The sequence below is a fragment of the Wukongibacter baidiensis genome, from assembly GCF_050888315.1.
In the GTDB taxonomy this organism is placed as follows: Bacteria; Bacillota; Clostridia; order Peptostreptococcales; family Caminicellaceae; genus Wukongibacter; species Wukongibacter baidiensis.
In genome coordinates, this window is record NZ_CP138202.1 from 3,442,782 (window position 1) to 3,456,341 (window position 13,560).

The window sequence follows — 13,560 nt, forward strand, 5'->3', positions numbered from 1 at the left end:
TAATTTTGTACTAATTATTTTTTTGTTTTAACCAATAGTCATTCTCTATAAAGTCTACTTTAATTAAATTTCATGAGATCTTTTATAACTTACAATCCATCACCTCCGTTTATTAACTTGTTCTCAGTATAATAAACCGATGTGTAGATAATGTGAGTCTGGTTTGTGGGTTAAAAGAAAATGCAAAAGTTTTTAAGTATATCAAATCTCTCTTAACGCTTTTAATCACCACCATAACCGTGTTCACCACTGTCTTCGCTGCTTTCACTTCCTTCACTGCTTTCTCCAATACCATGCTCGCTACCACCAACTTCAGCATGGGGAGTCCATCCATCAAAGGCCTTGGTTGTTGCTTGTAGAATAACATCAACTTTCTCTCCGGGTATGAGGTCTACAGGTTTTGTTGGACCAAGTTCTGTTCCATTTGATAAATGCACTTCAACGCGAACTTTTGTCAAGGTCTTACTAGTAGTATTTTTTACTGTTCCTTTAAATGAGTTACTTTTCTTGTCGTAGTTCATAATCAGTCTAGCACCCTTTCGAACTACATCGTATGTCTCATTCAGGTTAAGTTCATTGCCCGATTCTTCTCCGCCTTCACTTCCTTCGTTGCCTTCTCCATCTTTGCTTCCTTCGTTACCATCTCCACCATTTCTTTCTTCCCTGTCTTCTCTCTCTTCTCTTCCGCCTTCGCCTTCTTTACTCCATCCAGTGCCATTATCTTCTTTTAATTCTTTTTTCTCCTCTGCCGCTTTTATATTACTACTTATTTTTACAGTTCTAGTTTCGTTATCCCAATCAACTAATGCTCCGAAGCTTTCTGCAATAAACCTTGTTGGCACTAGTGTTCTTCCATCTACTATTGTTGCTGGTACGTCCAATTCAATCTGATAGTTATTTACTGTCACAATTTTACTGCCTATTGGTAGCGCAATTGTTATTTTCTCATTACTTACCGTAACCGTTCTTGTTTCTCCATTCCATACAGGCTCTACATCAAGAGCCTCAAAAACTGCCCTCAATGGAACAAGGGTCCTTCCACTTATTATTTTAGGTGATACATCAAACTCTATTAAATTACCATCAACCGAAACTTTTATATCATTTTGTTCATTTGCACTTGCAGTTCCTACCATACTAAATAGACTCACTAATAAGGTAATAACAATAATTAATTTATTTCTTTTCAATTAACCTCAACTCCTTAACACTTTTTATAATCTATCAATCCTACTGTCTCAACGTACCTTATATAGGTATCCCATCCCCATATCGTATATGTCTATGATCAAATTATTGCTATTTTCTAAATCAGATCTTGTATTTGCTTTTAATCACCATCAGAGCCATGTTCACCATCACTCTCGCCGCCTTCACTTTCTTCACTGCTTTCTCCAGCACTATGCTCGCTATCACTAACTTCAGCATGTGGGGTCCATCCATCAAAGGCCTCACTTGTTGCTAGCAGTGTGACATCAACTTTCTCCCCGGGAGTAAGATCTACTGGATTTGTTGGGCCAAGTTCTGTTCCGTTTGATAAGTGCACTTCAACACGAACTTTTGCCAAGGTGTTATCAGTAGTGTTCTCCACTGTTCCCTTGAATGAGTTACTTTTCTTGTCGTAGTTCATAATCAGTCTAGCACCTTTTCTGACTACATCGTATGTCTCATTCAGGTTAAGTTCATTGCCCGATTCTTCACTACCCTCTCCCTTGCTGGTTTCTCCGCCGCTTTCGTCAGTATTAGTATCACTTGAACAGCCGGTGATACCCGCTGCAAACATGGCGCAAATAAGCACCAACACCAGTACGATATTCATATTCAATAGTTTCTTGTTTTCCACCATTGTTGATTTTTTCATATTTTTCCTCCTTTCATTGTGATTTTTGTGATAGTTATTTTTTGTTTATCTTTAACCTACTCTCAATATAACAAACCGATGTGTAGATAATGTGAGTCTAATTTGTGTGTTAAAAGAAAATGGAAGTTTTTAAATATATCAGATCACTTTGTATCTCTTCAATAATAAACACTAAAAATAACTGAAACCTCAATACTGGCCTCAGTCATTTTTTATTACTTACTATGTTAATTTTATCTATCTCGGTGGCTTTTAAGGATTTTTCTTTGGCGTGTTCTCACATACCATATCATATAGCAATTCTTAGTTTTATACTCCTTTTTTAATCTTTTTAACATCATAGTCGTAATTCCGTCTCTTAGAGCATTGCGCGAGAAAACAATTCTCCTAGAAACTGTCGTTACTTATGCTACTGTTAACCACACATAGTGTAGCAACGGCTAATTACTAAAAATTGCTCTCCTTCACTTATGTGTATACTTATCTTTAGTCCGAATTATTTCTTCGAGTACTTCACCATAACTCTGTTCTCAATGACTTCGGCTGTTTTCCATCAATGTCAGTAATCCCATAATTCTCTGCCATTTCTGCTGTTATTAATATTTTCCCTGTATCCTTAATAGCATTGTTATCATTGCCTAAAGCTGCAATGCATCTACCCACAAATTGTGGAGACTCCATTTTACTAGTATCTATGGAATCATTATATTTCGCAAATTCTATCATCCCTTCAGTACTTACCTGTCCCGGATATAATGAGAAAACAGGAACATTATACTCCTTTAATTCATATGCCATGTCAGCCGATAATCTGTCTACAGATGCCTTACATACTCCATATGAAACATTATTTAAGTACCGCCTGCCTCCATAAAATGATATATTGACAATCATTCCGCTTTTTTGTTTTGCCATGATCTCAGCAGCAAATTTACTAGCAACATAGTTTGATCTTACTCCTACAGTATAGTTATCGTCCCATAGTGAAATAGGCTGTTTCCAAAAAGGTTTATCAAAGAAATAATCTTCTAATGCGTGTATTCCACCACCCCAAGCATTGTTTACCAGTATGTCCAGCTTGCCCTGTTCAACCATAACTCGTTTGAAGAGTTCTTCTACTTCCTTATCCTTAGAATGATCACATCTTTGAGCTATACCAAAGCCTCCAAGCGTTGTTACTTCCTCAGCTGTCTTATATATATTCGTTTCCCTTAAAAAGTCAGGTAACATTTCACCTTTTTCTGTACGCCCTGTAACATATACAGTTGCGCCATATTCGGCAAGCCCTAACGCTATCCCCTTTCCGACTCCCCTGCTAGCACCTGTAACAATGGCAACTTTGCCTCTAAGACTAATCATGAAAGCTCGCTCCCTTCTAATAAAATAGCTAATATTGAAATCAACAAAATTTCCTTCTGTTGATATTAATATTAGCTACTTTACATCATGGTTTCATGACTTTTCTTGCTGTTTATTTTGACTTTTTTATAGGTACTAAGATTTGAACATTTCCATCACCTGAATAATCATTACCATATATATTTACCATTCCCACTCCATTAGGGTTAAACTCTATCTCCTTTAACATAATCCATCTATATAAGTCATCAGTAAATGTTTCTCTTATATCAAACATATTGCCATTATATAAAAATTTGGCATACCACCCTTCGGGAACAATACGGGATTGAAATATTGATTCACCACTATGTGTATGGGCTTCCTTACCATAGAATATAGTGTATTTGCCGCTTTCATCTCCATGGCAGTTCACTACCGTATAAAATCTTTCATGGTCTAGATAGTTAACTTTTTCAGATTCCTCTAGAAAAGTAGTTCCAGTTGATTTCATTAACATTTCAAACCTATCCTTATTTAAGTCTACTTCTAAGTACGTCCCTTTTAAGTATAAATCATTTAGATATTCGTAAACCCCTTTTAGTGTCAGAACTCCCTTGTAATTAATGATATCTCGCTCTATAACAATAGCTTTTTCAACTAAATCTATATCAATTTCTCTATCTCTACAGGCAGAAGGCGAAATGCCAAATTGCTTTTTAAACGCCCTACTGAAAACTTCAGGATATTGAAAACCTATGTCATAGGCAATGTCAATTATAGAATTATCACATTTCCTTAATCGGTGATATGCCAATGTGAGTTTTCTCCCTAAAATATACTGCTTGAGGGTTTTTCCAACAACGGTTTTAAACATCCTGTTAAAGTGGAATTCGGATACACAGAATCTACGTGAAATATCTTCAAGGGTAAGCCTTTCATGAATATTTTCTTCTATATACTCAATAGTGTTATTGATTAGGCTAATATATAAATTCATACCCTCTCCTCATTTCTCTGTTTATAAATATTTTATCGCTATTGCTTTATATTAAAAAAAGTCATTATTTCTTCTATTATACCGTGTTTTATATGTTCTAGCCTGAACATAATTTTTAAGTTATCTTACATTCTTATACAGTTTTTTATATCTGTTTAGCACCAATCTGACCTACAATCATATAATATAGCAAAAATAAGGGTGTATGTTATAAATAGCTCTCATTCTTAAAAATATTTTCATAAAAATTTATGTAACTTAACAATATATGAGAGGTGAGTTAAATGAAGAAAAAAACGAAATTAACAGGAACCGTAATTTATCCAAATGATCCTGGCTATGAGCAGGCTCGTATGAACTGGAACCCCTTCACCAATGCCTTTCCCATAGTTTTTGTTTTTGCACACCAAAATGAGGATGTATCAAATGCTGTTAAATGGGCACGTGAAAATGGTGTTCCTATAAGGATGCGTAGTGGAAGACATGCATTAGCAAAGGATTTTTCGCAGGTAGATGGTGGAATAGTTATAGATGTCAGTCAAATGAGGCAGGTTATGTTAGATAAAGTAAATGGAATTGCCACCGTTCAAGCCGGAATACGTGTAGGTGACCTTGTAAGGATGCTTGCAAAAGAAGGGGTTTTAGCACCTTTTGGAGATAGTTCAAGCGTTGGTATAGGTGGAATCAGTACAGGTGGAGGAATCACGGTTGTCCAACGTACAGCGGGACTAATCTCTGATAATATCTTAGCTGCCACCATAGTCGATGCCAATGGAGAGGTTATCAATGTCAGTGAATGTAGTAACCCAGATCTCCTTTGGGCTATACGAGGAGGTGGAGGTGGAAATTTCGGTATTATAACCTCCTATAAATTTAAAGTCCGTGCTGCGCCTTTCCAAGTTGGAATATATCAAATCATCTGGCCATGGGAGCAATTAGAAGAGGTTATCGATACATGGCAGAAATGGGCTCCATCTGTTGACGAAAGATTAGGTTCAATAGTGGAAGTGTATTCGCAAATGAATGGCACACTCCGTTCTCAAGGAATTTTCCTCGGCCCTAAAGAAGAGCTTGAAAAATTATTGGCACCTTTAACAGGTGTTGGAACTCCAATCGAAATATTTATTAAAGAGGTTTCATTACTAGAGGCTATAAATTTTTGGGCACCAAATATGCCACTATCTATCGATCAGAATACTGTATTTTCATCTACTTGGCTACAGCAATGCTTACCTGAAGAAGGGCTCAAATCGATTCGAAGCTTTCTAGAACAAACAACAGGAACCTCCAATTTCTTTTTCCTTAACTCTGGAGGTGCTATGAATCGTATTTCTTCCAGGGAGACTGCTTTCTTCTGGCGAGATACAAGGTATTACACAGAATGGAATGCTAAATGGACCGAAGACTCTGAAACCCAAAGGAATATAGATCTAGTTGAAAACACACGTATAGAACTACAGCCATATACAATAGGATCATATGTCAACGTCCCTGACCTAGGTATTAAAAATTACGGTCAAGAATACTATGGTGACAATTTTGAACGACTTCAGCGTGTCAAAGCAGCATATGACCCAGAGAATGTTTTCAAATTTGCTCAGAGTATCCCTCCTGCTTCTAAATGCTAATAGTAAAAAGGGCTTCCTTAAAGGTTAGCCCTTTTTACTATCTAAGGTATATATACTACAATTTCATCAATCTCTAAATCCTTTGGTATATCATTACTTCTATTATCTTTGACTTTAAATATGATTGTTTCGCCAACGCTTATGTCTTTAACCATTTCCCTAAGTTCACCCATTTCAAGCTTCTTATGACTGGTACTATTAGGTTTTCTTCGAGCTACTATAGTTATTTTATCCAGCTCATACTCTATTTTGTGATTTTGGGTAATCTCTCTTACATCCTTATACATACTTAGAGTAGGTGATACCTCAACTCTAGTAATATGATCTTTTTCAACTTTGCTTACTACTTTACCAATGTAATAGGCTTTTTTATTTCTGTTTTCATGATCTTGATTTATGTTAATAATACTAATTGCACTGCTTACTATGATTATAACAAGCGCCAGTATGATAAATTTATTTTTCATTATTAATCTCCCTTAGGTTGTATAATAACTCTAGTGATACTCAATGTTAGTTTATCATAGTAACATTAATGCTTTCTTTAGTGAATCTTTTAATTAATTCTTCTCGATTAGAGCAACTGGCTTTTTTCAATATGTTTTGCATGTGCTTTTTTACAGTGGTTTCTGCAATGAAGAGTTTTTCACTGATTTCCTTATTACTCAGCCCGACGACAGCAAGATCAAAAACTTCTCGTTCTCTTCTAGTCAAATCCAAGGAAGATTCACTTATTGCAAGTGTTTTATCAATATTGTTACTTACAACTCGACCTAATATATTCATGCCTGGTAAATAAATAAGCAAACAGAATAGCATGGGCTTTAAACAAAGTATGATTTTATTTAAAATGTTTTTATATTCAAGTGAACCACTCAAATAGCTTAGCATCAAAAACAATGACATCAACATCCCTGTAAAAAATAGATTAAATCTGAACTTATCCAAAAGCCTAGGATAGTCAATATTTTCATCCTGTCCAAGCAATATTAAGATCGTAGTGCTTATGAGAATAATAGCAATCATTCGAATGTCTTGTAACTTAAGGAATCTAAAATCCGTTGTCCAACTAATCAGTCCTATGAAAATTACAGTCAACCCTACAGTCATTCCTATGCTATTTATCTTTCCAGTAGTTTTCATTGTTCTCTGTAAATGATCTCCTTAGCAATTTTAGCACTAACCCCATGTTGGACTAAATTGATGACAAAGGCATAAAAAATAGTAAGTATACAAACAGCTATAGACGGCCCTATACTTGATGGATCATCTAAATACTGAAGAATAGATATAAAGCCAGTAATTACCCCTATTACTGAAGAAATATATACCAGCTTAATACACAAATCTACAGCATTCTTACTCGCTTTAAGCTCCTTCAAGGTATACTCAAGGTTTCCAGCTGCAATCTTATACCCACGTATAAAATCCCCAAATGAATCTGCTAAGATTAATATCGGACATGTAAGCAAAATAATTAATACCAAACTTGGTGCATCTACAAATGTAGTAACCCTAGAACTAATAGATATAATTCCTATTAGCGATATCATTAGGAAAATAATAGTCAATGTATGCTTTAACTTACTTTTTCTTTTTCGTTCTGTATTCATATTTTACCCCTTTCGTTGCATTCTTTGTATGTATATTTTGTCATGATAAACTACCATCGATGGATAACACTATCATAGCAAAATACTGTGACAAACGAAAGCTTAATGAAGGAGTATATTGGTAGAATATTGGTAGTAAGAAGGTAGTAATACTTGTAAATACACTAGATACTATCTACAAGATTTATTGCTATACTACTTATTCACTAACAACTAAAGCACCTAAATATCTATTAGACATTTAGGTGCTCTTTGTATAAGTTTTATTAAAGTAGTTCCTACATCACATAATATTTCGCAAAGGTGATACTTCATGATAAAACAAAGATCCTTTACAAGAAGCAGGCCCTTATTTATGATACGGTTTGCCCTTTCCACATGTATCAATCTAGAATAAGTGTTATTAGCTTAGTATGTTCAACTAAGTCTTTTTCTTGCAAGTATTTAATAACAGACTCCAAATATGTCTTATCAGGAATAATAGTTTTTGACAATGATTGAATCAGTTTAAGGGCTAATTCATCATTCATTCCTTTATTATAAGTAGCTAATCCAACTAAGTTGAATTTTAATAATCCGTAGACCACACATAACTTCAAGTATGAATTCCAAATATTATCTAGTTTGAAAAGGTCACTACTATAAATAAAAACATAGTTCACAAGAAAATTCTCTAAAATATAGGATTTTTTATCTAGATAAGGTTTCAGATATTTTTCATAGTTTTTGTTATAGTGCTTTTCCAAGTCCTTTTCCTTAACCCTTCCAAAGACATCCAGGACCTGCATTAGACATTCTATATAACGTTTTGAGAAGAATCTAATGCTGTCGCCTTCTTTAAACTTCATGGAAAGCATAGTATTTAAATGGTTGAACTGCTGTCTGTTTTGAGGCTTGTTTACATTTATGGTAGTTTGAAGTTCTTGAAGATTAATGAGGTCCTTTGTCTCTTTAATCCTTGATAATACTTCCTCATAATTAATATTAGAATAATCAATGCTTTCTACAACTAGATTTAGAAAGTAGCCTACAACTGCCACTCTTTCACTTAACTCAATTGTTCGAGTTTGCAAGAGATCAATAACATCTGTTCTAATCTCTTTTGCAATTTCTAATTGCTTCAAATCTTCAGCCTTAGGTGAAACTACATATATGTCATCAAACTCTACATCATCCATAACTCTCTCAAATTCAATACCCTTCTCATTTAGTAGAGCTAATTCAGCAGCAACAGAACAAGACATTTCTAGTCCGCGTTCTATTACATTCTCTACTAATATACATGCTCGAGGATAGCTCTTGCACGTTTTTGACAAGCTACGCTCTCCCATATTGATGAATATCTCGCAAAGATTATCTTGATTTAAAAAAGGACATACCATTTCGTTATCTAGATTGATGATTGCAAAGTCGTCATCATTTATAGATTTTTCATTTACAGAAAGTCCTGTTTTTACAATCTCCTTAATGATAGGATTTTCACTTTGAGTGTATCTCTCGTAAGTGTTTTTATCAATGATTATTTGCCATCTCTCACAGCAGGTATCATGGCATTTTGTTGGTTCACATTGAAACTTGCTGTAATACTTGGGTTGTAATATTTTGTATTGTTTATCAAAAGTCATATTCTTAAGTAATCTCCTTATCAACTTTTTATTTCATTAGGTTAATTGCGTTCTTAGCTTCGTTTTGGTCAGATTTCTCTTCGAGGAATAATCTCAATAAGTCTCTGTTTTCTCATATTATTATATTGGTCAATACTAGTCAAAACTATTTTATATAAATTGCATTTGAAGGACATGAAACAAGACAAGTTCTGCATTTTATACACCTAGAGTTATCTACTTTGATTACGTCTTCTTTTAAAATCACACTAACAGGGCATGCCTCTATACATTGTTCACAACCATTACACCTGTCGTGATTAATTTTTATTATCATATTTTCTCCACCTCATCTTCAATTACCATAATAGTTATTATATATGTTTCTATCTTAATTACTACAGAAAAGTTAGTACGCCATCGTAACTTATACTAAGTACCTTGGGGATAATATCTACATATGCACTTTCTGAATTGAATGTTTCGCTATTATCTAATTGATCAGTACTTTCATGTTTACTACCAGTGGAGAATACTGTTATCAAGCAGTCATCGAAATGATATCTGAATCCACCATCCACACATTCATGTCCTCTAATTAGAATATCAAATCCAAACCTTTCTCTAAATTCATTAAAATGTTCCTGCGCAAATTGAAATCTTTTTGAATTTTCTCTTAAGTCTCCATCATCTTTATAGGGGTCACTCCACATAATGTCATGACATATATTTTTCCCAACATGATCTACAATTGATTGATCTGTTAAATCTGATAATACTTTTAAATGTTTATAGAATTCAGAACTCCCGTACTTTGGTCTCGGAATGCCTCCATGAACTGCGAGAAGGGTTTGGTATCTATTTTTAATTGCAGCAATATATGATAATGAATTGAAGAAGTCAAGATACCGCTTGAGCAGAGTTGGCTTAAAAAGCTTATTTTTTAAACTTAGTACTTTTAAATAGTGTGGAAAGTACATCTCTTTAGTATCTTCTTCTGGTATTCTGTATGGTAGTGTCAATGATCCATCATCCTCTAAAATACCGCCATCATGGTTGCCACGCAATAAAAAGATATATTCAGGAAACAGGTATTTCAATATCAATATGCGTTCCATAAGCTTTAAATGCACATAACCTCTATCCACATAATCTCCAGTAAATACAAGCCTTATTTTCTGATTGTTAACAACTTTTTTATAGAAGTTTGTTGATTGTAACGCTCTTTTTAAAGATTGGTCGTCTGAATGTAAATCACCTATAAAAACATAATCATAATATTCATTAAACATATATATTTTATGTGCGCTTTTAGCATCATTAATTTCTTCTAAACTTATGTTAAAGCATGTACCCGTTTTCAATATTTCTGCATTTTTATCACAAACTTCATTTTCATGGATATCTATGACTTTTTCAATTAAATACTCATGGAAAAGACTAAAGTCTTTTAAATCCATATGATATAGATCTTCATTTTTTAATAATCGATCTTTAAACCAAAAAGAATCTACTACCTCGTCCAACTTTTTTTCCAAGTCTTCTCCTGAATTATATATTTTATTAATTACATTTTCTTTCACACTCTTCAATAACTCTATTTTGTTTGATATCTGCATATTACCTCCTGATACTTAAGTAAGTTTACTCACTAACGATTTTTTAACATCTATTTTTAGTATATCATTATAGTCCAACTTTTTGATCCCGTGTCCTCATTTTGAAGAGATTTTTACTATCTTTTCTATGCTCCGTTTTTAAGCACCCTTTGACTCCTAAATACATATTATATAACAATAGTTTAATTTAAAGAGGTGTGTATTGTGAGTGAAATAATTAATCCTGAAAAAAAATACCTTTCTGTAGGAGGGAATACTTATTTTAAAGGCTATTGTCCTATTAATGTTTATGCTGCATTCATTGGTCCTAATCCAATAACGTCATTTACTCCCCATGCTTATTTTCCAAGGATTCACCAATCTAGCTTTGTCGGACCCTTTTCAAGCATAATCGGAGCAGTTGAAATAGCGGAAAATGTATTTATAGCTCCAAGCACTTCTATAAGGGCTGATGAGGGATATCCCTTCTACATTGGTAAAAATACAAACTTACAAGATGGAGTAACTCTTCATGGGCTTGAAGATGAACGAATAAATGTAAATGGTAGGCTTTACTCAATATATATTGGAAATAATGTTAGCTGTGCCCACGGTAGTCTTATTCATGGCCCTTGCCATATAGGTGATAACTGTTTTATCGGATTTAAATCTATAGTATTTAACGCTATTCTTAAGAAAGGTGTATACGTATCTTCCGATTGTGTAGTAACTAATGGCGTGACCATACCAGAGAAAAGATTTATACCACCTGGGGCATCAATTGACAGTCAAGAGAAAGCTGATAGCCTAAGTAGAATCCCACCTGATAAAGAGGCCTTTGCAGAAGAGGTTAGTAGAGTTAATTCTGAATTTCCATCGTCCTATTCTCTTTCATTTGGTCGTTATCGCTGCTCCTGTGGTTTAACCTGTGATGGCCCGTTGTGCTCTGATTAGTACCATTATAAAAAAGAGCATATGAGCTGTGTATTGAATTTCAATTTAAACACACAGCTCATATGCTCTAAGTAAATTAAACATAAATTCTAAAAGTCCACCTTAGTGAGTTTAGACTTCTATTACAAGATCTCAATTATTTAGATTGACTCACAAAAAGTTATAACTGAACCATCAATAGTTGTAACATCACAGGTTCTACCACCCCATGGTTGCTCTTTCATTTCTGTAATCTCATTCCAACCATTCTCTTTCACAAAAGAATAAAGCTTATCAATTCCATTAATATTTGTGAACAATATTACCCTTTTGTCCGGCTCCCCATAGAACATATGAAATCCATTAAAACCTGCTATTTTCATATGCACCAGTTCTCCTGGAAAAGGCAAAACACAACCATAAGTTCCAATTCCTTCATCATTTCGGGCATCAACACCTGCATACCATCCTAGGACATCTTCAAACCATTTTGATGTTTTATCCATATCTTTTGTGTAGTAAACTGCACCATTATCTTGTACTGAATATCCTCTCTTACTTAAATCTTTCATTATACTCAACTCGCCTTCCAACATGGATTGAATAGAAATCTTTGCAAATGAGTCCAGTGAACACTGCTTCCGTCGCGCTGCCAAAGGGGTGATTCCATAAAACCTATGAAATGCACGGGCAAATCCCTCCGGTGTGCTATAACCATATTTAAATGCAATGTCTATTATTTTCATATCTGTAGATAGTACTTCCTCTCTCGATAACGAAAGACGCCTATTTCTAATATATTCACCCAATGTACATCCGCTTAATATAGAAAAAAGTTTTTGGAAATGAAAGCTTGACATGTAAGCCTGCTTAGCTATAATACTATGTTCAAGCTCCTCACAAATATTATCTTCTATGTATTCAATGGCTTTTTGGATGTTAATAATGGAATCCATTCACAATCACCTCCTATTCACTCATATTGTAAGGTATTAATGCATAATCCTCTTGATAATTTTTGCCCATATTTGTCATAGAAAATTTAATTATACTATAATCATGTTGAAAATTTAAATGTAGATTGTTTCATTATTCTTTGACCATTTCAATATACGGTGATTTATTCGTCAAATTTTAATACAGCCGTTACTTATGGTACGGTTCACTGTATATATTGCAACAGCGGTTTTTATGAAAAAGGTACTTGCACCATAATTTGTATGCAAAATACTTTTTAGTTCTAACAGTTTTTTAGTAATTCTAGTATATCTTTCGAGTACATATCAATTACTATCCGCGATACTTCTTCTATGGAATATTTATGCCTATTATTAATCCAAAAGCGAATGACGCCTATAAGCCCTGCTGCCATGTATTCAACGTAGATTTTTCTATTGTCTACATTTCTCTCCCCAGTTTTTAATTGTGTAGATTTATCTAGTCCTTCACTCATGTGATTTTTTATCACATTTGTGAATTTTATGGACAAATACGGTATACTCTCATCTCCTAGAATTATTTTATAAAAATCAATATCTTCTTCAATAGTCTTAAAAACCTTTTTAATTAATTCATAGAAATCATCATACCCTAAAGCATCAATTGTATCAATATTACTATTAGCATTCATACTTTCTTTCAATTTACTTAAACACTGCGATGTAAGTTGATCAAGTAAGTCATCTTTATCTAAATAGTGTAGGTAGAAAGTATTCCGATTAATCATTGCTTCTTCCGCTATATCTTGAATAGTGATTTTATTATAGTTTTTCTCCTTAAGCAAATCTAAAAATGCCCTTTTTATAGATTTTTTCGTTCGTACTATCCTTAAATCTGTCTTTTTACCCATAGTTTCCTCCTATTTAATAGTCATTAGTCACCAAAGTGTCTATTATCTATCGTATTGACTTTTATTAACCATTGTATATCATATCTATATTCTATACAATAATTAATATAATTACAAATTAAAGGAGGTTTTAAAA

General features: G+C 33.8%; 14 protein-coding genes. 2 read left to right on the plus strand and 12 right to left on the minus strand.

All coding sequences use genetic code 11. The annotated features are described in order from the left end of the window. Positions 1 to 221 precede the first annotated feature (221 nt). From R9X47_RS15470 to R9X47_RS15485, 4 genes are all read right to left on the minus strand, one after another. Entirely contained in the window at positions 222 to 1,190 is a 969-nt protein-coding gene (locus R9X47_RS15470; RefSeq protein WP_432661957.1) for a copper amine oxidase N-terminal domain-containing protein, read from the minus strand. Positions 1,191 to 1,330: 140 nt separating this feature from the next. After that, entirely contained in the window at positions 1,331 to 1,798 is a 468-nt protein-coding gene (locus R9X47_RS15475) for an FxLYD domain-containing protein (protein WP_432661958.1), read from the minus strand. A gap of 576 nt (positions 1,799 to 2,374) precedes the next feature. After that, a complete protein-coding gene (locus R9X47_RS15480; RefSeq protein ID WP_432661959.1) occupies positions 2,375 to 3,220 on the minus strand; it encodes an SDR family NAD(P)-dependent oxidoreductase in 846 nt (281 codons plus the stop codon). Positions 3,221 to 3,332: 112 nt separating this feature from the next. Further along, on the minus strand, positions 3,333 to 4,199 hold the full coding sequence (locus R9X47_RS15485) for an AraC family transcriptional regulator (RefSeq protein ID WP_432661960.1): 867 nt from the start codon (positions 4,197 to 4,199) through the stop codon (positions 3,333 to 3,335). 284 nt (positions 4,200 to 4,483) lie between these two features. On the opposite strand from R9X47_RS15485, the gene R9X47_RS15490 reads away from it, so the two are divergent. Then, the gene (locus R9X47_RS15490; RefSeq protein ID WP_432661961.1) at positions 4,484 to 5,827 is read left to right on the plus strand and encodes an FAD-binding oxidoreductase; all 1,344 of its coding nucleotides are present in this window, start codon (positions 4,484 to 4,486) and stop codon (positions 5,825 to 5,827) included. Between the two features lie 41 nt (positions 5,828 to 5,868). Here the strand turns inward: R9X47_RS15490 and R9X47_RS15495 are convergent, their stop codons facing one another. From R9X47_RS15495 to R9X47_RS15520, 6 genes are all read right to left on the minus strand, one after another. Continuing rightward, positions 5,869 to 6,294: a hypothetical protein gene (locus R9X47_RS15495; protein WP_432661962.1), complete on the minus strand. Its 426-nt coding sequence runs from the start codon at positions 6,292 to 6,294 to the stop codon at positions 5,869 to 5,871. Between the two features lie 46 nt (positions 6,295 to 6,340). Continuing rightward, positions 6,341 to 6,970: a response regulator transcription factor gene (locus R9X47_RS15500; RefSeq protein ID WP_432661963.1), complete on the minus strand. Its 630-nt coding sequence runs from the start codon at positions 6,968 to 6,970 to the stop codon at positions 6,341 to 6,343. Continuing rightward, complete coding sequence (locus R9X47_RS15505; RefSeq protein ID WP_432661964.1) at positions 6,967 to 7,440, minus strand: hypothetical protein; 474 nt, start codon at positions 7,438 to 7,440, stop codon at positions 6,967 to 6,969. Before R9X47_RS15505 ends, R9X47_RS15500 begins: the two co-directional genes overlap by 4 nt. A 383-nt stretch (positions 7,441 to 7,823) precedes the next feature. Beyond that, a complete protein-coding gene (gene fliB, locus R9X47_RS15510) occupies positions 7,824 to 9,065 on the minus strand; it encodes a flagellin lysine-N-methylase (protein ID WP_432661965.1) in 1,242 nt (413 codons plus the stop codon). Positions 9,066 to 9,210: 145 nt separating this feature from the next. Continuing rightward, complete coding sequence (locus R9X47_RS15515; RefSeq protein WP_432661966.1) at positions 9,211 to 9,381, minus strand: 4Fe-4S binding protein; 171 nt, start codon at positions 9,379 to 9,381, stop codon at positions 9,211 to 9,213. 61 nt (positions 9,382 to 9,442) lie between these two features. Continuing rightward, on the minus strand, positions 9,443 to 10,663 hold the full coding sequence (locus R9X47_RS15520) for a metallophosphoesterase family protein (protein WP_432661967.1): 1,221 nt from the start codon (positions 10,661 to 10,663) through the stop codon (positions 9,443 to 9,445). A 204-nt stretch (positions 10,664 to 10,867) separates the two neighbouring features. Between R9X47_RS15520 and R9X47_RS15525 the strand changes: the two genes are divergently transcribed. Next, entirely contained in the window at positions 10,868 to 11,596 is a 729-nt protein-coding gene (locus R9X47_RS15525) for a DapH/DapD/GlmU-related protein (protein WP_432661968.1), read from the plus strand. Positions 11,597 to 11,736: 140 nt separating this feature from the next. Here R9X47_RS15525 and R9X47_RS15530 read toward each other — a convergent pair whose 3' ends face one another. After that, positions 11,737 to 12,531 carry a helix-turn-helix domain-containing protein gene (locus R9X47_RS15530; RefSeq protein ID WP_432661969.1) on the minus strand — a complete coding sequence of 265 codons (795 nt, stop codon included), beginning with the start codon at positions 12,529 to 12,531 and terminating at the stop codon, positions 11,737 to 11,739. Positions 12,532 to 12,815: 284 nt separating this feature from the next. Next, the gene (locus R9X47_RS15535; RefSeq protein WP_432661970.1) at positions 12,816 to 13,424 is read right to left on the minus strand and encodes a TetR/AcrR family transcriptional regulator; all 609 of its coding nucleotides are present in this window, start codon (positions 13,422 to 13,424) and stop codon (positions 12,816 to 12,818) included. Between the last annotated feature and the right edge of the window lie 136 nt (positions 13,425 to 13,560).

Bases quoted from the DNA above. Each gene is read 5' to 3' on its own strand.
- R9X47_RS15480 (WP_432661959.1), bottom strand. From the start codon at position 3,220: ATGATTAGTCTTAGAGGCAAAGTTGCCATTGTTACAGGTGCTAGCAGG.
- R9X47_RS15485 (WP_432661960.1), bottom strand. From the start codon at position 4,199: ATGAATTTATATATTAGCCTAATCAATAACACTATTGAGTATATAGAA.
- R9X47_RS15490 (WP_432661961.1), top strand. From the start codon at position 4,484: ATGAAGAAAAAAACGAAATTAACAGGAACCGTAATTTATCCAAATGAT.
- R9X47_RS15495 (WP_432661962.1), bottom strand. From the start codon at position 6,294: ATGAAAAATAAATTTATCATACTGGCGCTTGTTATAATCATAGTAAGC.
- R9X47_RS15500 (WP_432661963.1), bottom strand. From the start codon at position 6,970: ATGAAAACTACTGGAAAGATAAATAGCATAGGAATGACTGTAGGGTTG.
- R9X47_RS15505 (WP_432661964.1), bottom strand. From the start codon at position 7,440: ATGAATACAGAACGAAAAAGAAAAAGTAAGTTAAAGCATACATTGACT.
- fliB (WP_432661965.1), bottom strand. From the start codon at position 9,065: ATGACTTTTGATAAACAATACAAAATATTACAACCCAAGTATTACAGC.
- R9X47_RS15515 (WP_432661966.1), bottom strand. From the start codon at position 9,381: ATGATAATAAAAATTAATCACGACAGGTGTAATGGTTGTGAACAATGT.
- R9X47_RS15520 (WP_432661967.1), bottom strand. From the start codon at position 10,663: ATGCAGATATCAAACAAAATAGAGTTATTGAAGAGTGTGAAAGAAAAT.
- R9X47_RS15530 (WP_432661969.1), bottom strand. From the start codon at position 12,531: ATGGATTCCATTATTAACATCCAAAAAGCCATTGAATACATAGAAGAT.
- R9X47_RS15535 (WP_432661970.1), bottom strand. From the start codon at position 13,424: ATGGGTAAAAAGACAGATTTAAGGATAGTACGAACGAAAAAATCTATA.